Annotated in this window: 18 protein-coding genes and 1 pseudogene; 7 read left to right on the top strand and 12 right to left on the bottom strand. The window is 40.3% G+C overall.

Annotation, left to right across the window (positions count from 1 at the left end; translation table 11 throughout):
* The first annotated feature begins 98 nt into the window (after positions 1-98).
* The 4 genes from FD723_RS02010 to FD723_RS01995 all read left to right on the top strand — a co-directional run bounded on the left by FD723_RS02010 (position 99) and on the right by FD723_RS01995 (position 2,998).
* The gene (locus tag FD723_RS02010) at positions 99-1,253 is read left to right on the top strand and encodes an iron-containing alcohol dehydrogenase (RefSeq protein ID WP_179063869.1); all 1,155 of its coding nucleotides are present in this window, start codon (positions 99-101) and stop codon (positions 1,251-1,253) included.
* A 190-nt stretch (positions 1,254-1,443) separates the two neighbouring features.
* Positions 1,444-2,049 (top strand): TetR/AcrR family transcriptional regulator, encoded by a 606-nt coding sequence (locus FD723_RS02005; RefSeq protein WP_179063868.1) that lies wholly within the window; start codon positions 1,444-1,446, stop codon positions 2,047-2,049.
* 11 nt (positions 2,050-2,060) lie between these two features.
* Entirely contained in the window at positions 2,061-2,450 is a 390-nt protein-coding gene (locus FD723_RS02000; RefSeq protein WP_179063867.1) for a tautomerase family protein, read from the top strand.
* Positions 2,451-2,563: 113 nt separating this feature from the next.
* Positions 2,564-2,998, top strand: a complete 435-nt coding sequence (locus tag FD723_RS01995; RefSeq protein WP_179063866.1) for a thioesterase family protein — start codon at positions 2,564-2,566, stop codon at positions 2,996-2,998.
* Positions 2,999-3,245: 247 nt separating this feature from the next.
* On the opposite strand, the gene FD723_RS01990 is transcribed toward FD723_RS01995, so the two are convergent.
* The gene (locus FD723_RS01990) at positions 3,246-4,811 is read right to left on the bottom strand and encodes a serine hydrolase (protein WP_179063865.1); all 1,566 of its coding nucleotides are present in this window, start codon (positions 4,809-4,811) and stop codon (positions 3,246-3,248) included.
* Between the two features lie 174 nt (positions 4,812-4,985).
* Positions 4,986-5,726: an RNA methyltransferase gene (locus tag FD723_RS01985; RefSeq protein WP_179063864.1), complete on the bottom strand. Its 741-nt coding sequence runs from the start codon at positions 5,724-5,726 to the stop codon at positions 4,986-4,988.
* Positions 5,727-6,139: 413 nt separating this feature from the next.
* On the opposite strand from FD723_RS01985, the gene FD723_RS01980 reads away from it, so the two are divergent.
* Together FD723_RS01980 and FD723_RS01975 are read left to right on the top strand one after the other, a co-directional pair.
* Positions 6,140-6,361 (top strand): hypothetical protein, encoded by a 222-nt coding sequence (locus FD723_RS01980; RefSeq protein WP_179063863.1) that lies wholly within the window; start codon positions 6,140-6,142, stop codon positions 6,359-6,361.
* Positions 6,349-6,792: a PIN domain-containing protein gene (locus FD723_RS01975; RefSeq protein WP_179063862.1), complete on the top strand. Its 444-nt coding sequence runs from the start codon at positions 6,349-6,351 to the stop codon at positions 6,790-6,792. Before FD723_RS01980 ends, FD723_RS01975 begins: the two co-directional genes overlap by 13 nt.
* A 122-nt stretch (positions 6,793-6,914) precedes the next feature.
* Here FD723_RS01975 and FD723_RS01970 read toward each other — a convergent pair whose 3' ends face one another.
* From FD723_RS01970 to FD723_RS01945, 6 genes and pseudogenes are all read right to left on the bottom strand, one after another.
* The gene (locus FD723_RS01970; protein WP_256875198.1) at positions 6,915-7,127 is read right to left on the bottom strand and encodes a type II toxin-antitoxin system RelE/ParE family toxin; all 213 of its coding nucleotides are present in this window, start codon (positions 7,125-7,127) and stop codon (positions 6,915-6,917) included.
* A gap of 80 nt (positions 7,128-7,207) precedes the next feature.
* A complete protein-coding gene (locus FD723_RS42340) occupies positions 7,208-7,615 on the bottom strand; it encodes an addiction module protein (protein ID WP_256875018.1) in 408 nt (135 codons plus the stop codon).
* A 22-nt stretch (positions 7,616-7,637) separates the two neighbouring features.
* Positions 7,638-7,877: pseudogene (locus tag FD723_RS01960) on the bottom strand (Uma2 family endonuclease); the annotation flags it as partial.
* Between the two features lie 39 nt (positions 7,878-7,916).
* A protein-coding gene (locus FD723_RS01955) for an IS630 family transposase (protein WP_256875017.1) occupies positions 7,917-8,971 on the bottom strand; the annotation gives its coding sequence in 2 pieces (ribosomal slippage) (positions 7,917-8,576 and positions 8,579-8,971; 1,053 coding nt in all).
* A 43-nt stretch (positions 8,972-9,014) separates the two neighbouring features.
* A complete protein-coding gene (locus FD723_RS01950) occupies positions 9,015-9,386 on the bottom strand; it encodes a Uma2 family endonuclease (RefSeq protein ID WP_179063861.1) in 372 nt (123 codons plus the stop codon).
* Between the two features lie 314 nt (positions 9,387-9,700).
* On the bottom strand, positions 9,701-10,828 hold the full coding sequence (locus FD723_RS01945) for a hypothetical protein (RefSeq protein ID WP_179063860.1): 1,128 nt from the start codon (positions 10,826-10,828) through the stop codon (positions 9,701-9,703).
* A 194-nt stretch (positions 10,829-11,022) separates the two neighbouring features.
* Here FD723_RS01945 and FD723_RS01940 point away from each other — a divergent pair, with 194 nt between their 5' ends.
* The gene (locus tag FD723_RS01940) at positions 11,023-12,690 is read left to right on the top strand and encodes an IS1634 family transposase (RefSeq protein ID WP_179063859.1); all 1,668 of its coding nucleotides are present in this window, start codon (positions 11,023-11,025) and stop codon (positions 12,688-12,690) included.
* Positions 12,691-12,853: 163 nt separating this feature from the next.
* Here FD723_RS01940 and FD723_RS01935 read toward each other — a convergent pair whose 3' ends face one another.
* The 4 genes from FD723_RS01935 to FD723_RS01920 form a co-directional block, all read right to left on the bottom strand.
* Positions 12,854-13,375 (bottom strand): hypothetical protein, encoded by a 522-nt coding sequence (locus FD723_RS01935; RefSeq protein WP_179063858.1) that lies wholly within the window; start codon positions 13,373-13,375, stop codon positions 12,854-12,856.
* 257 nt (positions 13,376-13,632) lie between these two features.
* A complete protein-coding gene (locus FD723_RS01930) occupies positions 13,633-17,619 on the bottom strand; it encodes a magnesium chelatase subunit H (RefSeq protein WP_179063857.1) in 3,987 nt (1,328 codons plus the stop codon).
* 411 nt (positions 17,620-18,030) lie between these two features.
* Entirely contained in the window at positions 18,031-18,633 is a 603-nt protein-coding gene (locus FD723_RS01925) for a hypothetical protein (protein ID WP_179063856.1), read from the bottom strand.
* Between the two features lie 161 nt (positions 18,634-18,794).
* A complete protein-coding gene (locus FD723_RS01920; RefSeq protein ID WP_179063855.1) occupies positions 18,795-19,601 on the bottom strand; it encodes an Rpn family recombination-promoting nuclease/putative transposase in 807 nt (268 codons plus the stop codon).
* Positions 19,602-19,612 lie beyond the last annotated feature (11 nt).

Raw genomic sequence — 19,612 nt, 5'->3', positions numbered from 1 at the left:
TTCTTCACCCAACTGTATTGTCCCCGCTCCAATTAACTAACGCCGTGAAAGTGATTACAATACTCGAAGTCAAATCCGATTCCCTAGCCTAATCACTCATGCAAAACTTTGTTTTTTACAACCCTGTCAAAATCCTGTTTGGCAAAGGTCAGATTGCCAAAATTGCTGCTGAAATTCCTGCTGATGCCAAAATTCTGATTACTTATGGTGGGGGTAGCATCAAAACTAACGGTGTCTACGATCAGGTGAAGTCTGCATTGGTTGGACGAAATGTACTTGAGTTTGGTGGAATCGAAGCCAATCCTCACCTGGAAACCCTCTTGAAAGCGGTTGAACTAGTGCGGAATGAGGGCATAGACTTTCTACTTGCTGTCGGTGGCGGTTCAGTTCTTGATGGCACTAAATTTATTGCGGCTGCGGTTCCCTTTGTCGGCGACCCTTGGGACATCCTCGCCAAAGACGCACCTGTAAAGGCTGCTGTACCCTTTGGTACAGTTTTGACTTTACCTGCAACCGGCTCGGAAATGAATACGAATGCGGTTGTGACTAAGTGGGAAACTCAAGAAAAATTAGCTTTCAGCAGTCCTTTGGTATTTCCCCGTTTCTCGGTTCTCGATCCAGAAACAACTTTTTCTCTACCTGTGCGGCAAATTAGCAATGGAATTGTTGATGCTTACACCCATGTGATGGAACAGTATTTGACTTATCCAGTCAATGCACCACTACAAGATCGATTAGCTGAATCAATTTTGAAAACGCTAATTGAGGAAGGGCCAAAAACGCTAGCGAATCCTCAAGACTACGATGCACGGGCTAATGTGATGTGGTCTGCGACATTAGCACTAAATGGGTTAATTGGTGCAGGAGTACCCCAAGATTGGGCAACTCACATGATTGGGCACGAATTGACAGCACTGCATGGTTTAGATCATGCTCAAACTTTGGCTATTGTGCTACCTAGCACTTTGACAATTAAGCGCGATCGCAAATGGCAAAAACTCTTACAATATGCCGAGCAAGTTTGGGCAATTGTCGATGGTAGTGAAGAAGAACGGGTTACTGAAGCGATCGCTAAAACTCGCAATTTCTTCGAGTCCGTTGGTGTACGCACGCGCTTGTCTGATTATGGTGTTCGACTCGATACTATTCCTGTAATTATTCAGCGCTTTGAAAAACGCGGTACTGTAGCCTTGGGAGAATATAAAGATGTTAATTCTCAGGTAATTGAGCAGATTTTAACTCTCTCAGCATAGGACTGGGGATTGGGGAAATAACCAATGCCCAGTGCCTCGTTTATTGACTTAGCGCTGAAAAATGCTTGACTTCCAAGCAAATCTCATGATAATTTAAACAAACCGTTCGGTCTGTAATATTTTATTTACAGCAATTATCAATTCAATAAACCCTAGTTCCCAATCCCTAGTCCCCAGTCCCCAACCCCCAATGTCCAAAGGCGAAGAAACAAAAAGCAGAATTCTCCAGCAAGCAGCCGAACTGTTTAACCAACAGGGATATGCAGGATCATCAATGTCTGACATTATGCGTGTTACTGGATTGCAAAAAGGAGGAATTTACAATCACTTTCAAAGCAAAGATGATCTCGCGCTACAGGCTTTTGATTTTGCGATCGCTCATATCAGACAGCATACTAGATTTGCATTACGAAGCAAACGCCACGCCGTAGAACGGCTGCAAGCAATCATTGGGGTATTTAGTAGCTTCGCAGAAAATCCACCGATCAAGGGGGGGTGTCCATTGTTGAATACTGCTGTAGAGAGTGATGATGCTCATCCGGCGTTGCGAGAACGCGCTCAACAAGCAATGAACTCGTGGCTACATTTAATTCGTCGAATTATCGAAACGGGAATTGAAAAGGGTGAAATTCGCTCGGAAGTGAGTGCTGATGAAATCGCTACCATCATCATTGCAACTTTAGAAGGAGCCGTAATGATGAGCAAGCTTTATGGAGATTCAATTCACATGCATAGAGTAATTAATCACCTGAATCAATACTTGGAAACTCACCGAAACAGTACTCAGTACTCCTGAACTTTAAAGGTATGGCGCAAATCAAGGTATATGGTTTAGCAGAAAAATTAAATCCTGTAAAAATAGAGTTATCAAATATAATCCATGCCTCTGTTATTCAGGCTTTACAGATTACTCCTGAAAAAAGATTTCACCGTTTTTTCCCATTGGATAAATCAGATTTTTACTATCCATCTGATAGAACAGACAATTATCTGATTATTGAAATTAGTATGTTTGAGGGGCGAACAGTGGAGACAAAAAAACAGTTGATTCACCTGCTGATTGAAAATATTAATGAAAAATTGAATATTGCTGTATATGACATTGAAATCACAATTTTTGAAACGCCTAAATCTAACTGGGGTATTAGAGGTTTACCTGGTGACGAGTTAATTTTAAACTACAAAGTAGAAGTTTGAAACTATATGTGGCTAATGGGTTATTAAATAATTAATAATTACTCATACCTAAAATAGATGAATGGTTTTACCCTCTTACAAACCATTCGGTCTTAAAAATACTGGGAGAAATAATGCTAGTAAATAACAACTTAAATAGACCATTTGAAGTAGTATTGGCGATTCCTGTCAGAACTTATGATATTGATTTTATGGGAATCGTGAGTAATATTGTGTATATTAGATGGCTAGAGGATTTACGTTTAAAATTTTTAGATGAACATTGGCAACTCAATCAACAAATTGAGCAAGGATATACACCGATTCTAGCTGGAACAGAAATTGAATATAAACGTCCGATAAAGATGATCGATCAAGTAATTGGACGTTTATGGCTGAGTAATTTAGGACGATTGAAGTGGACTGTGCAAGCTGAAATTTTATCTAACAATGAGTTAGCAGCAGTAGCTACCCAGAAGGGTGGTTTTGTCAATTTGCAAAATAGTCGTCTTATTCCTATCCCAGAAGAATTACAGAAGAAATATTTACACTATCAACAAAAGTCTTAAATCCCTCCACTCCCAATAAGGTTTGGTTAAGGTAAGAGATGCGATTTATCGCGTCTTTTATTATTTTAAATTTTTAACTAGGGCGTATCATCTATCCTAATTGCCTATTGGATAAAAGTATGTATAACGAGTGGCACAGCGCATATTTAAAGCGTCCTTATTAAATCACCTAAATTGATTTATGGGGATTCTAACTGAGCCTTCTGCCTCCTTAATTTTTACTTTTGCCTTATTCAGTCATTACGAATTATCTTGGAGGATAATACTGAGGATTCATCACTGGAGATTGATAACCGTTTGGCGGTAGAGTACTTCCCATACTGTTGGGTACAGGAGTGACAACAGGAGGCTGATAAATGCTCATGGGAACTGTGCCTGTTGTACCGTTAGGTAAAGCAGGATTCAAAACCTGGGGCTGATAACCATTTGTGGGTACTGTGTTTGTAGTAGTGCCAGGTATCATAGTATTCTGGCTAAACTCTTGGTAAGCTAAACGAGAAATTGAGCTAATCAATTTTTCGGCGCGAGGATCGTTTTCAGGGCGTTGTACCATAACGGAAGCGATGTAGCGCTTGCCATTTGGAACAACAATTAAACCTGCATCTGCCAGCATTGTGCCGATATCGCCCGTTTTGTGGTAAGCTCTCGCACCTGTTCCTAAACCTGAGGGTAGCAGAGTGTCTTTCTGGGTGCGGCGCAAGATATCGAGCATGAGATCGCGTGATGGCGCACTCACTAAATTTCCCTGACTCACGATCGCCATCAAATTTCCTAGTTCCTTGGGACTAGTAGTGTTTGTCCCTTGCAAATCTGGGAGTTGATTGCGGATTACCGTGGTTGTCAATCCCCAACTGCGGAAACGCTGGTTTAAAGCGTCTATTCCTCCCAGTCGAGCAATCAGCATATTTGTTGCTGTGTTGTCGCTGATTGTAATCATTTTAGTGACAACTTCCAGAGCGGCGTACTGGGTTCCCGGTGGTTTGTATTGCAGATTTCCCGAACCGCCAGCTACCATATCCTGTTGCATGGTTAGCATTTCATCCAGGTGAATTTTCCCCGCATCCACATCCTGGAAAAAGGCAACCAAAATCGGCACTTTTATTGTACTGGCCGCTGGAAAACTGGTAGAGCCATTGACATCTACATAATTACCTGTATCCAAATCTACTAAGAAAACTCCAGGTGTGAGATTTGGGTTAGTGGCCGCCAAATTTTGCACGGCATTTTTCAACGAGGTAATTTCTTGAGATAGATATAGACTTGAAGACGCAACTGGGGGAGCTTGGGAAGGTTGCGGCTGCGATCGCACCACATTACTATTAGATTGCGATGTCGAACTTGTACTGATGCGATTTGCTGGGTCTAATACTGACAACGCCGTGCCCACAATTGCACCCATCCCTACACCCACAATCAATAACCGCAAAACATACAATATGGTTTTGGCCATTGGCTTTAGCCTGGTTTTCCGCGATGAGCGCCTGCTTGGTTTTGGCTTTTCCATCCGCACTGTTTTAACCATCACAGCACCCGGTCGGAAGGGAGGAATTTTCCCCTTTGCACTAGGTACTGGTTTTACTGCCGTTGGCATGACTAACCCCGATTTTACCCTACGTGTAGTACCAGGGATTGGGGGAGGACTGATTTGATTTTTTGAGCGTGTTAGCGCTCCTTCTCGTCCATTTGCAGTTTGCGGTTGACTGTTAGCTTTAACTTTCTTCTTCACCACTTTTTGAACTTTTTGTGGCGGCTGGCGGCGATTTAAGGGTTGACGCCGCGAGAAAGCTGTTAGTTCGTCACTTGACTCTGACACAGTTACTCCTTGTGACCCACTTGACTGTTTTCTTGCAGACTCCTGACCCAAAACTTAATCTTTAAGCAATATTAATACTCAAATTCTACTTTGCCACTAAGTAACATTTTTGTGTTTAGTTTAAGCGATATTAAATATTTTGGGGGGATGATTGCGTATATATTAAACGAATAATTACAAGTTTTCACCATCCCTCTGATTTTTCAGGGCCCATTCTACCTGCTGCAAAATTCCTCGTAGCATGGCTACTTCCCCAGTCTTCAGATGAGCGCGATTATATAGTTGGCGAAATTTTCCCATGCGACTCGCTGCTGTATGGGGATACACATAACCAATTTTCAGTAATAGTGATTCTAATTGCTGGTAGTATCCTTCCACTGCATCTAAGGTTGCGAGTTCCGTTTCGGGTAAGGTTTGGGTATCAAGTTGCTGGGCAGATTGTGACAATTCATAACAACAGATTGCTACAGCAGTAGCCAAATTCAGGGCGACATAATCTTGACTTGTGGGAATGCCAACAAACCTCTGTGCATAATTTAATTCTTCATTGCTTAATCCTCGGTCTTCTCTGCCAAAAATCAGGGCTGCGGGTTTTTCTGGTTCCTCCAGTAACCAGGGTAGTGCAGTGCGGGGATTTTCTAAGGGTGTTTCTAAACTACGAACGCGACCAGTGGTAGCGATCGCCCGTACACATCCATGCAATGCTTCTGGTAAGGTGGCCACTATTACCGCAGATTCTATAATTTCCTGAGCGTGAACAGCCATCATCAAAGCTTCCGTCGAAAGCGGATCGCATTGGGGGTTCACTAATACTAAATTATATAGACCGAAATTTTTCATTACCCTGGCGATCGCGCCAATATTTATCGGCCCAGCTGGTTCTACCAACACAATTCTTAATCCAGCCAAGCCCATTTTTTGCCTCCTGCGATCGCACCAGATAATACTTTTAGGCTCATTCTTGTTATGATGCCTGTTACTAAAAAGTATTCTTTAGATTATTGTAGCTGTTTCAGTAAATAGTCTGAACAGTTATTCGTACTTATTTATTGGGCACGATATATGCCATTCTGCTAGTCTTTCCTCATTATTCATTTGCAGCAATCTCATAGAGATAGTACTAGCCCTTTCAAGCTGATTCCAAAAATCTGTTTTTTCTCTCTGTAGCTCAATACGAAGCGCGTGTCGTGGTTCTTCAAGCAGTAGTTGGGCAATTTGAACTCTATACAAGGTTGTCTACTCTACATTTATTTATAAAATAAAGAAACGCAGTCTGTCTGTGCGTGTATATTTGACTTAAAGTCCAGATAAATGGCAGTGTATATTTTATGTCTAATTATCAAGAAGTACTATTGCAAGCTCAAAGCCTAACTCCTGAAGAGCAAATACGCTTAATTGAAGAATTGTCAAGCTTAATTCGTCAACAGGTAACGATGATACCTAAGCAAAAGCATAGCATTCTCGAATTACGTGGATTAGGTAAAGAAATCTGGAATGGCATTGATGCTCAAGAATACATTAATCAGGAACGTGATTCATGGAATGGCTAGTCCAGCTACAGGGGCAAATTATAGGTTTAGATACTGCTCCACTGATTTACTTTATTGAAGAAAATCCTAATTATTTGGATGTTACAGATACTTTTTTTGAAGCGATGTTTCGTAGTGAGTTTAGCATTGTAACATCAGTTTTGACTATCACGGAAGTGTTAGTCTATCCCTTGCGACAAGAAAACACAGCATTAGCTCAACAATATCGTGAAATTCTATTTAATTCCCAAGGTTTGACTACTATAGAAGTTTTCCCCGACATTGCTGAAAATGCAGCACAATTAAGGGCAAATTATAACTTAAGAACCCCAGATGCTATTCAGATGGCTACTGCTATTCATGGAGGTGCATCATTTTTCTTGACAAATGATGCGCGGTTGCCATCTTTACCAGCGTTATCAGTGTTAGTGTTGGATACACTCATAGTTTGAGTCTTTTTTGTATGTTGCGATCGCTGATTGTATGATGTCATTTTAGGCAATCGCCTTGCAGAAAACCTCAAAAATAAAGCGTATCGCATAGCGGCTTGTCGTTAGACATCGCCCATATAGTGTTAGGTTCGCGTCTGCCACGATTTTGGATCTCTGCGACCATGAAAAATTGCTGTCACTATTACTCGACTCGACACAATCCGATAGTACACAGCATAAGTAAATCGTCGCACTACTGCTCGTCGAATATCAGCGTAGACAATTACATAAGATTCTGGCATCTGAGAAATTCGATTCACCGTTTCGTCTACACAGTCTAAAAACTCGTCACCCAGACTGGGTTTCTGACTCTCGTACCAACTGTGTGCATCATTGATTTATTCTCGAACCTCTGGGCGAAACACCAGGACATAATTCATTGCTGCCCCTTAATTGATGCTTTGATTTCCTCCCAAGTCAGCACATTATCTGGATTTGAATCATAGTCAGCAGTTCGACGATCGAGTTCCTGCTTTTGTGCATCGGTTAAATCAGGGTAAACTTGCTCTGCTGCGATGCTATCCCAAATTGCCTGCACAATACGGATTCTATCTTCAACACTAAGAGTTGCGATTTCGTTCAAAGTAGCTGTGATATCCATGCTGATTAACTTGGAGTGAGGAAGCAACTGGTACACCTTAAATATAGCGGACAAGATTTTGTCCATCAAATCAAACGCTGTATATGCTTTGCTGTCCAACAGTGCGATCGCTTTGCAGAAAACCTGAAAAATAAAGCGATCGCCTGTTGTGTATGTTGCGTAGGCGTAGCCCGTCGTAGACATCGCATTTCGTATTTTAATCAATTCACCAGATATCTTTAAGATTAAGCACAAATTCCGGTAGCACATCTTCTCCTGATAAACTAGCGGGAGATTGCAGCACTTCAACATCTCTACCAAAGCGATAAATTTCTACTTGCCGAGTTTCTAAATCAATTAACCAACCTAATCTAGTACCGTTGTCTCGGTACTCTTGCATTTTATTTTGTAGCCTTATTAAACAATCGCTATCAGAACGCAATTCCACAACAAAATCAGGACATAAGTAAGTCGGCGGGAAAATTTATAAGTATGTAACAAAATTTTAACCAGAGAGATTAGAGTTAAATTTAATACGTTGTGTCCTATAATTTCCTCTTTCTCCTCTAGCTTGAACACCATCTATTACTGCGTAAGCAAGATCCAACTCATCATCAAACATTCGTCCTGCTAGTTCATCCTTTTTAAGGTGTTGCCATTCCAATTCAATCGGATTCATTTCGGAGCAATATTTGGGCAAAAAGAAGATGTATAAACCCATCTGTTCCCACTTTGACCATAACTGCTGCACCTGAAGACATCGATGTATCGGCCCGTTGTCCTGCACTATTACTCTGATGCGCCCGATCTTTTGGGCTGACTCCGCTTCTTGCTCCATCATCTGGATATAAGATTTTCTGTCAACACCACCAATAACCAAACCGTAAACAAAGCTGATTATTGGTTGAAAAAATCCAATAATGCTTAATCTACGACCACGACGTTTACTTTGTTCTAGTCGTTTTTGCTCACCTCGGAAGTAATAGGTGTAACCCGGTTCGCTCCATGCACAAAACCCTGATTCATCCAAATACTTCAAGTCTATTTCTCCACTAGCAGCAGACAGTTCTAACATATCTAGGTCTGCTTGCTTTATTTCTTGGACTTTTGGGTCTTGTTTCCCTTTGTGGCTCTTTCTGACTCGTTTCCAAATAACCCCCTTTTTTTGAGTACCCGTCTTAATCTGTCGGGACTCAGTTTAATAGAGCGATCTCTCTCTAATTTTTGAGCTAGTTGACGACTGTTATATGTACGTGGCTCTTCTTTGAGACATTCCTCCAAAAATACTATATCCTCTTCGCTATACTTGGTTTTGCCTCCTCTACCTGGGTTATCCCAAAGCCCTTCTAAATCAAGTTTTCGCCATTTATGTAAGATTTCTCTTACCGTTTGAGGAGTCCAATTGAAATGAGCAGCTATTTTTTCTACGTACCAGCCATGTGCATTTAGTCTAATGACCTCTGCTCGGTCTTTAACTTTCTGTGGTACATCCGCAGTTCTTAGGTTTAACAGGGTTTTATCTTGCTCATAGCTTAGGAACACCCTTAGACGAGCGCCCATACTCAGTCACCTCGGTAGATATATTCTCCGTATTTATTTATCTTTACATAGTTTGGTTTTTCCATGCCGACTTACTTACAGGCGGAAATCCCTCTTTTTGCTCCTGTGTAAGAGAATCCCATCTGTCATGTCTTAACCAAGATGCGTCAGGAGAACGAACTGCCCCATTTGGTAAAATAAACCCAACCGAAGAAGCAAAAGCTATACTTAGTGACTCATCACGATTCCACACTCCAAGTTGAGCAGTTAAATTAGCATTGCGGTTGCTGGTTAAACCTCCGACTAAAGGCATTAGTAGCAATGTGCCATCAGCATTACGCTCAAATCTGATTAATTCATTTATCTGACATAACTGGAAGAATTGCTCATCTGTTATTTGAAGAACAGCAGCAAAGTTGATAGTTAACGCATCCATAGAAAAATTTCAACTTGAATATTCTCATAAAATTTAATATAGAAGCGATCGCTGATTCCATGATGGCATTGCAGGTGATAGCCTTGCAGAAAACCTCAAAAATAAAGCGATTACCTGTTGTGGAAGAGTGAGTGCGATCGCTTGATGTATGTATTATATTTTCACTTTTGCATTTTGCTATCGCTCTACTTTTAGCATACTAGCTCATAGTCTGTTGTTTGTTTTCAGCATTCAATTTTTAAGCGTGCAAGTGCCAATTTATATTACTATTATTATAGTAGCATTTTTCAGTATTTTTATTGCCTTAATTATCATTAATGAATATTATTTAACCAGACCCAGATATTAGTGAATAAGTGTTGTCGAATCTCTTCTGGAATTAGAGTAACAATAGTCAGAAAAGCAACTGCTATTGAAAGCCAGAAGGTAGCTTGCTGAATCCTATAATTTAGGGTCATTGTTTTATAAGTTAAAATCTGTTCATAAGATAACTTCAAAATGCTAAGTTGCTGATCACAGAATTTTCTCTTTCTATCAATACGAAACTTTATGTCATCTGTTAAAAGTCCTGAATCATTCTCGTGGTATTTTTGCCTTGACATTGTTGCTGCTTCTTGACATAAATAATTCAAAAATATTTTTTCATTTACCCCTGTCCAAATCCTTGAATGTTGAAAGTAAAAACCGTTAATTTTTACCATTTTAGAAATTGCTGATTTTAACCTTACAAGTGTAATTTTTCCTTGCATTTGACCACTTAAATGCGGTTCTATCTCAGTTTTTAAATCTATAATTATGTCCTCTAGAACTTCATAAAAATGTTCTAAGGCTAACAGCGACAATAAGTCATGAAGTGTATAATCTATTACTCTAGATGGTGATTGCCAGTAATCTTTATGGGGTACATCCTTAGATTTATCATAATCGGCTAAACTGATTAATACTTGGTAGCTGTGAGAACTTTGATAAAACAGTTCGCTTTTATCTACTTCATAAAAACTCCACCAATTACTGTCTCTATAAATTGGATTTCGTTTGAAAGGATATCCTAAGCTTTCAAAAAAATTGCAGCAGGCTCTGAATTTGTTAGAGGTTTTTAATAAATGTTGGTTTTCAGGGATTTCACGCAAAGAAATATTTGTCTTAATAACTTCAATACAGGGCAAATAACCAAAAGATGAAAGACCAACACCGAAAGTTTTTCTAAACATAAGTAGAATACTTCTGTTTATCTCTAAGAAAAGTTTCTCAAGCTCTGCCTTCCTAACACGCCAAGGTGGAAGTGTAGATAAGGAAGTAATTCCATGCTTAAAGCTAAAGCCTAAAATTTCATTTTGAGGGCATGGAATGCTTTTAATTAATGTAATAAATTTATGAATAAATTCATTTGATGGTTTAACGATAATTGATAGAACAATGAAAGAAGGAGCAATATAACCCACATTCCGCACCTAAAACTGGCACACAGAGAAAGCAGTAAGTAAATTAAAACTACTGGTAGAAATTGAGACAAGAAAAACCCAGAAGTAAAGTTAATAGCCAGAATCAGGGTAAAAGTCAAAAAATAAATAAAATTAGCACTCTATAAGCTTCCATCATGAAAAGCTAAAAATAGTTGATGGGATATAGTGTGAAAATGAATTCGCCTTTGAGCATTGAAGTAAAAAATTTAAATCACCTGGGGATAGTAGCAGGAATTATTGATGAAATAGGGTTGGTAGACCAAATAAATAAAATACTTGGACAGCACCCGCAGTCTAAAGTGAGTGCGGGTCAGGCGGTCAAAGCAATGATACTAAACGGGTTAGGGTTTGTATCTGGAACATTATATATGTTTCCTAAATATATGGATAGCTATGCCTGTGAACACTTGATAGGAGAAGGAGTATTACCAGAACATTTAAATGACGACAGACTAGGAAGAGTATTAGACCAATTATATTTAAAAGGATTAAGTGGAATCTTCACTTTAATAGCGTTAGCAGCAGTAAAAAAATATGGAGTAGATTTATCATCGCTACACTTAGATTCTTCTTCATTGCATCTGCACGGAGAATATAAAACTGGTTTACCCGAAGTAGCCTTTGAAAGAAATGCTCCCACAGAAAATGAAGATAAGCTCCTAGAGTTAGCACCACAACCAATAAATATAACTTATGGTTATTCAAGAGATCATAGACCAGACTTAAAACAATTTATTCTAGAGTTAATTTGTAGCAGTGATGGGGATATTCCCATCTTTTTAAAAGCAGCGTCAGGAAATCAATCAGATACGAAAACCTTTGCGAAAACTCTCGTGAATTTTCGAGAAAATATTGATATAGATGCGTTAATGGTAGCAGACAGCGCATTATATAGTGCCGAAAACCTGAATTTGATGAAAAGCCTCAAATGGTTATGCAGAGTTCCATTGACAGTGGGGTTAGCCAAGCAAATACTATTAGGAATAGACTCCAAAGATTTAATCCAAAGTGAAATAACAGGTTATTCATATATAGTCAAGTCTAGTAACTATGCCGGGATCGAGCAAAGATGGCTGATAGTTGAAAGCCAAGAACGGAAAAAAGCAGATTCTAAACAGCTGATGCGCCGTGTTCAGCAAGCCCAAATAAATGCTCATCAAAAGCTCACAAAATTATGTAATGAAGAATTTGCTTGTCATCGAGATGCCAAGAAAGCTGCATTACATCTATCAGAGCAATTAAAATATCATTGTTTGGCTGAAATTAAAATATCTAAGAAACAGTTAAAACCTCAAGGTAAAAACAAAAACAACAATCAGAATGACTGGAAATATTACTATCAGATATCCGCGCAATTAGAGCAAGATAAAGCAGCAATTGAACTTGAAAATCGCGCTTCGGGAAAATTTATTTTAGCAACTAATATTATTGATGAATCCCAATTAAGCCACACTGACATGATTAAGGAATATAAAGCTCAACAATCATGTGAAAGAGGCTTTGCTTTCTTAAAAGACCCTTTATTCTTAACAGATAGCATATTTATTAAGTCACCGGAGCGCATTGAAGCTTTATCAATGATTATGGGGTTATGTTTGTTGGTTTATACTTTAGGACAACGACAGTTACGTGGAATTTTATTAGCTCAAAACCAGGAAATAAAAAATCAATTAGGTAAACCAACAGACCGCCCCACTCTCAGGTGGATATTTCAATGTTTCCAAGGTATTCATTTATTAATTGTTAATAGTGTTTCACAAATATCAAACCTCTCTGATGAAAGATTATGGATATTACAATTTTTTCCTAGTACTTGTCGTCGCTACTATTTATTAGTTTGATTATTATTTTAATTAAGCTTTACTTTTACTAATTTTTGCAAGAGTTACTCACTCTATGTTTAGTAACTCTACGTTTTAGTGCAGCATTTTTTATACCGATTCTTTATTTTCGCAAACTCTGGTTTGATTTTTAAATTTCCATCTCTCCAATTTTGGTTTTAAATCAAAAACTAACCCCACAATTCTTTGCTATTTCTTTTGTGACAGTTCCGGGTGCGGAATGTGGGATATAATGGAGATGAATATTGGCACTTTTTATCAACCTTAGTGATTTCTCATTTTGTCTATTTTTAAATGAAAGTGCGCCGACATTAATGGATGAAGCATTTCCAGTCCCAGAGTTATATATATCGCTAAACCATTGATTAAGGTTTTCTTTCTGACCGACGGAAAATGAAGGGTAGTTGGATAGTAATTTATTTAAACCTTGTTGAAGCTTGGAAAAATCCTCCGAAAAAAATAAGTCAGAGAAGCCAACTTCATCTAACTCAATTTCTAACTCACTTGGACAAGCTATCAATTCATAATCGTGAGGGCGTAACTTATACTCTGCGTGGCTTTTCAAAGATTCCAATAATTTCAGCTTGGGATTTTCAAGCTTATCTGAAAATTCAAGTATTCTTTTCGTTGCCTTTATTCGTAGTGATTTCCAAAATCTTCTCTTGAGCTTAGACTGATTTCGCATATATATAACTCTAAATCTATTTTTCTTAATCTATTGCAAGAAACATAAATGCGCCATATCTCCACAAATTAACTTGAAAATTTATTGTTTACTAGATTCCTATATATCTTTTTTCATAATAGGCAGTATTCTAAAGACTAGATAAATAGTCTGGGAATAGTTGCCGCTAAACTAGCTTTCTATATCCGGTAAAAAGCCAAATAAATGCAGAAGGCACGGTATCACCGTGCCTTCTGCCTTATTGGTTATGTATAAACCTAGTCTATCCCTTCAATCCGGTCTTCAACTTCTTGGTACAACTCGCGCAGACGATCTAAATTCTCGTCGCTAGTCTCCCAATAACCGCGTCCATTCACTTCCAACAAAGTTGATACAATCTTGCGGAAAGAATGAGGGTTGAGGTTCAGCAAACGTTTCTGCATTTCTTCATCTTTGATGAAGGTTTCGTTAGTATCCTCATAAATCCAGTTATCCACTGCGCCGGCTGTTGCACTCCAACCTGTTGTATTCACCAACCGCTTGGAGAGTTCGCGCACACCTTCGTAACCGTGAGACAGCATCCCCTCGTACCATTTGGGATTTAACAATTTGGTACGCGCATCCAAACGCACGGTTTCTGATAATGTCCGCACTTGGGCGTTAGCTGTGGTTGTATCTGCAATATAAGATGCTGGTTTTTTACCATCACCGCGCAGACTTGCCACCAGCTTAGTAGGATCTGAATCGAAGTAATGAGAAACGTCCGTTAAGCTAATCTCGGAAGAATCCAAATTTTGGAAAGTTGCATCAGCAGTTTTCAATGTACTTTCAAAAATCTGCCGCGATTCATCCATGATTCCGGGGTTATCGGAATTGAAGGAAAAGGATTTCCGGTTGAGATACATTTCCTGCAACTCGGCTTCGCTATCCCAAGTGCTGTTTTCTACCGCCAAGTTGATATTTGACGAGTAGGAACCAGAAGCGTTGGAGAAAACGCGCGTTGCTGCTTGACGCAGATTAATTCCCATGTCTTCGGCTTGTTGCAAAGCGTGTTTACGAACAAAGTTCATTTCTAAGGGTTCATCTGCTTCAGCTGCCATCTTCACGCCTTGGTCTAGCAGGTTCATTTGGTTGATGAACAAGTCGCGGAATACACCAGAACAGTTGATTACTACATCAATTCTGGGTCGTCCCAACTCTTCTAAAGATATCAATTCCAACTTGTTCACCCGTCCCAAGGCATCGGGAACTGGACGCACGCCCACCATCCACATAATTTGTGCTAGGGATTCGCCGTAAGTTTTGATGTTATCGGTTCCCCAGAGGACACAGGCGATGGTTTCTGGCCATTTTCCATCATTTTCTGCCTTGTTACGTACCAAAAGCCTGTCTACGACAATTTTGGCTGATTGAACTGCTGCTGTTGTTGGGATGGATTGCGGATCTAAAGCATGGATATTCTTACCCGTGGGCAATACATCCGGGTTGCGGATGGGATCGCCACCAGGGCCGGGTAGGATGTATTCACCTTCCAAGCCTCTGAGCAATGCTCCGAGTTCGTTGTCGGCACAAACTTGTTGCAGGCAGAATTCCAAATACTCAAGTAGGGGTTTTAGGGCGGCGGTGTCAACTTTGGGATAACCTGCTTTATGCAATGCTTCTACCCAAGGTTCCTTTTTGCCCATGTTGAAGAAATTCAACCGGGAAACCAGAGAAACTCGTCCTTCCGCGTCGATTTGCTCTTGGACAAGGGCGGTAACTGCTGCACGGGTTGCCAAAGTGATATCTTGCAATAACTGGACATCTTGTAAAATGCCTCTGTCATTATTTTGGTAAATATCATCAATGTTACGCCCAATGCTATTAGCGATAATTCCCGGCAAGCCTTGAAGTCCTTCTTCTTGACGATCTAGACTAGCAATGTTGACGAGAGTTGCGATCGCTTCTTCTGCACTTGGCGGTTTACCAATGACGTGCAAACCACAAGGCAACAACCGCGACTCGATTTCCATCAACTTGCGGTAGACGTTACCAACAATATTATCGCGATCGTCGGTACTCATGTCTCTGGCATCGGTTTCTGGCAGGTTAATATCCTTATCCAGATTCACGATCCGGCATTTATCCATGATGCTGTTAACAATGGAAACACCGCGTCCACTATCTTTTAAGGTTTGGTAGGAAGCAATTAATTCGCTGAGTTCCTTCAAACCTTTATACAAACCAGCATTTTCTGCCGGGGGTGTCAAGTAAGAAATTGTTTCGGCATAACTCCGACGTTTGGCAATTGTCGCCTCACTTGGATTATTCGCTGCGTAGTAATACAGGTTGGGAATTGAGCCAATCAAGTTATCTGGATAACAATCACCAGACATCCCCATCTGTTTACCCGGCATGAATTCCAAGGAACCGTGAGTACCAAAGTGCAGTACAGCATCAGCTTTCCAAACTTGCTCTAGGTAAGTGTAGTAAGCAGCAAAACCGTGGTGAGGACTAGCTGAACGGGAGAATAACAGCCGCATCGGATCGCCTTCATAACCAAATGTGGGTTGCACACCGATGAAGACGTTACCGAATTGCTTACCATAAATCAGCAGATTTTGCCCATCGCTGTTGAGATGTCCGGGAGGTGGGCCCCAGTTTTCCTCTAAACGTTGAGAGTAGGGTGTCAGTGCTTCATACTCAGGAACCGACATTTTGTAAGCAACGTTGAGTTCTGGGCTGTTGTACTGCGCTTGGGCATCATGGATGACTTCTTGCATCAACGCTTCGGCTGATTCTGGCAATTCTGGTAAGTCGTAGCCGTTATTTTTAAGGGCTTTCATCACCTCGTAGATGGAACCGAATACATCCAAGTAAGCGGCGGTTCCGACGTTGCCTTTATCTGGCGGGAAACTGAAAACTGTGATAGCGACTTTTTTATCAAGCTTCGGTTTGCGGCGGAGGTTAGCCCATTTTAAGGCGCGTTCGGCTACAGCTTCAACCCGATCGCGCAGTGCGATCGCTTTTCCTGTAGTCCCATCTCTACCCGATAATATAATCGGCTCAATTGCTCCATCCAATTCCGGAATTGCAATTTGCAAAGCTACTTGAATTGGATGTAACCCTAAATCGCTATCCATCCACTCTTCTGTGGTTTGGAATACTAAGGGTAACGCCACCATATAAGGACGGTTTAAGCGTTTGAGTGACTCAATTGCCTTGGGATGGTCTTGTCTAGCTGGGCCACCAACTAAAGCAAAACCAGTCAGTGATATCACTGCATCTACCAACTGAGTGTTGGTAGTTGGTTCATAGAAGTAGGCATCCACAGGCTTGGAGAAATCCAAACCACCAGCAAACACAGGTAGTACCCGTGCGCCTAGTGCTTCCAACTCCTGCACCATTGCCACATAATGGGCATCATCCCCTGTAACTAGGTGAGTGCGTTGCAATACTAACCCGACACAAGGAGCTAGGGGATCTTTTAGATCGCTAGAAATATCCTTACGAGCTGTATACCAATTGAGGTATTCTCTGACATCTTCAAACATACTGGGAGCCAAAGGATGCCAAATCCCTAAATCGGGATAAACCACCGGCTGTTCATAAGTAGAAGGTGCAAAATTTTGTTTCTCTAAACCTTTAAATACATATTTATCAGCTAGCATCAGCAAGAAGTTTTCCAGATTTTCTGGAGAACCACCTAGCCAATACTGAAAACTGAGCATGAAATTTCGGGCATCCTGTGCCTTGTCCATCGGGAGGAACTTCAGCACTTGCGGTAGGGTTCGCAAAAGCTTCAGCATCCCATCTTGGAATCCCGCACCGGATTTTTCTTTGCGTTTCCGCATGAATTGGGCGATCGCACTTTTTGACTGACCCAACTGTGCCAGAGAAAAGCTGCCCATTTTACTCAGGCGCATTACCTCTGGCATGGAGGGAAAGACAACGGAAACGTCTAGGCGATCGCGGTGCGGTTCTACTGCTGCTACTACTTTCTGTGCTAAGTCTTCGATGAAAATGAGGGAAGCGATGAAGATATTCGCACTCTCAATTTCTCGTTTAAACTCCTCGTAATTCTCTGGGTCGCGGAGTTCCTCAATCAAGTACCCACTGATTTCAATCGCCAAGTTGGGATTGTTCGCGTTAATCGTGCGAACTGCTTGCGACAAAGCACTCTGGTACTGGGACTCAAGCACGACATAGACCACCTTGATTAAACTACGTCCGCGTAAGTTATCAGGCGCAATGTGTCTAATGGTGGACTTGACGTGTGTGAACATGCTTCTTCGGCTCCTTTGATGCGTGTTCTTTCTGGAAGTTCCTAGCGGCATCATCAGCCACAGGTAACTTGTGATCTTTTAGGCAATATCTGTTTTTTATCAGAAAATGCTTGCCCAGTAGGCATTTTATCGCCTATATGACACAAATCGATATAAAAAACGAAATATTTCTTTGTAATTGTTGACTTTATATAGAAGTGTTTACTCAAAATATGTAAATTTTTTGTTACATACTTTATTTATGGTTAAATAACTATATGGTTATTTTATTATATTTGCAAAACAAAACTGCCTATATATTTTTTAGTCAGTATAGACAGGCTTAATTGCATAGTTATGATTTATGCTAAATAGGATTTCTTTCGCGCTCCTGTTTTAAGCACAGACACTAAGACACAAAGATCAAAATACCTAACCTTCCCGCACCATCCAAACCAACATTCCCAATAGTATTTCCACTGGCGGAACTGTATAATCATTCAAATCAATACTCAGTATTTGCCCTTCTAATTTCAAAAATCGCCAAGCCGTACCGCTACTGACGCTATCATAAATTGTCTTAATCGGTATATTATTGATTTCATTAAACTTTTGGGCGGCAATCATTTCTGCTGCACATTGCCCTAAACCAGGTTTTAAATCAACTTTTTTCGCTTCAATAATCACAATGACAGGAGCTTCAATAAATATTTGTTCGGGTGAGCGGCTAATTAAAAAATCACATACTCCACTTAAGCCTAATTCTGATGCGACGGTAAAATCTTCACCCGAAAAAAAGCTGACTTTACGTTCCAGAATTTTCCTAACTTCTACAAGGATTGGACTAATAATTAACTCTGAGCGAGCTTTTTCTGAGCCTGTTGCTGTTGCTAGTGGTAGTCCTTCGCTTAGTGCTTCTTTGAGGTAAAAACTAGGTTCTATGGACTGGGTTTCGGGTAAAAAACGTCCATTTTCAACCGTAGTTAAGTTAAAGTCGCGTTTGACTTTTGACAGCGAAAAGTCACTATAAAACATTATAAAAACCTGGTTGGTTATTCAGACGCGACGCTCGAATACTCGCTCTAAGCGAAGCCATGCCGAAGGCTTTACGCTGCGCTATCCGCCAGTCATACAGAATTTATTCTGAATTCTGACTCCTGAATTCTGTTTGATAAATCACAGATTCGCTCATAATATCACTCAGTTTGAGTATCTTCTGTTTTCGCCTGTAATTTTTGAACCTGCTCAACAGTTAAACCTGTAACATCAACAATTATTTCCAGATTGATACCTTTATTAATCATTTTGATGGCAATATCTTGAGCTTTTTGTTCAATGCCCTGTTCAATACCCTGTTCTAAACCTTGTGCAAGCCCTTCTTGCAGAATATCTTGATAGATCACAGATTCGCGCATAATATCACTCCGCAAAATTCTTTTAATCAACTCTTTATTTAATACTAACCCAGCTAACACTGCTGTTGATGCAGCAACATTACTGCGGATTCGGGTGTCGTTTAGTGCTTCAATAACTTGGGCAACTTCTTCTAAAGTTCGCGTTTGATCGTTGGTTTGGCTTAAAGCTGCAAATGGTAGCAAACCCGGAGAATTTAAAAATACTTCGGTTGGCTGTTCCCAAAGTCGAATTACTTCAAATCTATGGAGGCTATTTTCTAGAACAAATTCTGTTTGATAAACTAGCTCAGAATCGCTTGGTTTTAGGTAAATAACTACCTGACGCATTCGCTTATGGGGAAATTTTCTATACCCCCGCAAACGATAATCACTCATCCGAAAGGGAATATCGGCTTTAGGTGTCGTTTGAAATTCGAGATGGAGGACAATTTCATCGGACTGCAACAAAATTAGTGCATCGGCGCGGATGGGTTCAAGAGATAATTCAGATGGACTAAGTTGGGTAAGAGTTATTGGTTCACCGAGTAGCCAAGTTGCAAAGTCGCTAGAAAATGACTCTGCGAGAAACTTGCAGACATTATCAAACATAGATCAGATTA

This window comes from Nostoc sp. C052 (assembly GCF_013393905.1).
Classification (GTDB): Bacteria; Cyanobacteriota; Cyanobacteriia; order Cyanobacteriales; family Nostocaceae; genus Nostoc.
This window is presented reverse-complemented; position numbering and strand designations above follow the sequence as displayed.

Bases quoted from the DNA above. Each gene is read 5' to 3' on its own strand.
- FD723_RS01940 (WP_179063859.1), top strand. From the start codon at position 11,023: ATGAATTCGCCTTTGAGCATTGAAGTAAAAAATTTAAATCACCTGGGG.
- FD723_RS01935 (WP_179063858.1), bottom strand. From the start codon at position 13,375: ATGCGAAATCAGTCTAAGCTCAAGAGAAGATTTTGGAAATCACTACGA.
- FD723_RS02010 (WP_179063869.1), top strand. From the start codon at position 99: ATGCAAAACTTTGTTTTTTACAACCCTGTCAAAATCCTGTTTGGCAAA.
- FD723_RS42340 (WP_256875018.1), bottom strand. From the start codon at position 7,615: ATGTCTACGACGGGCTACGCCTACGCAACATACACAACAGGCGATCGC.
- FD723_RS01930 (WP_179063857.1), bottom strand. From the start codon at position 17,619: ATGTTCACACACGTCAAGTCCACCATTAGACACATTGCGCCTGATAAC.
- FD723_RS01975 (WP_179063862.1), top strand. From the start codon at position 6,349: ATGGAATGGCTAGTCCAGCTACAGGGGCAAATTATAGGTTTAGATACT.
- FD723_RS01980 (WP_179063863.1), top strand. From the start codon at position 6,140: ATGTCTAATTATCAAGAAGTACTATTGCAAGCTCAAAGCCTAACTCCT.
- FD723_RS01995 (WP_179063866.1), top strand. From the start codon at position 2,564: ATGCTAGTAAATAACAACTTAAATAGACCATTTGAAGTAGTATTGGCG.
- FD723_RS02000 (WP_179063867.1), top strand. From the start codon at position 2,061: ATGGCGCAAATCAAGGTATATGGTTTAGCAGAAAAATTAAATCCTGTA.
- FD723_RS01950 (WP_179063861.1), bottom strand. From the start codon at position 9,386: ATGGATGCGTTAACTATCAACTTTGCTGCTGTTCTTCAAATAACAGAT.
- FD723_RS02005 (WP_179063868.1), top strand. From the start codon at position 1,444: ATGTCCAAAGGCGAAGAAACAAAAAGCAGAATTCTCCAGCAAGCAGCC.
- FD723_RS01985 (WP_179063864.1), bottom strand. From the start codon at position 5,726: ATGGGCTTGGCTGGATTAAGAATTGTGTTGGTAGAACCAGCTGGGCCG.
- FD723_RS01925 (WP_179063856.1), bottom strand. From the start codon at position 18,633: ATGTTTTATAGTGACTTTTCGCTGTCAAAAGTCAAACGCGACTTTAAC.
- FD723_RS01920 (WP_179063855.1), bottom strand. From the start codon at position 19,601: ATGTTTGATAATGTCTGCAAGTTTCTCGCAGAGTCATTTTCTAGCGAC.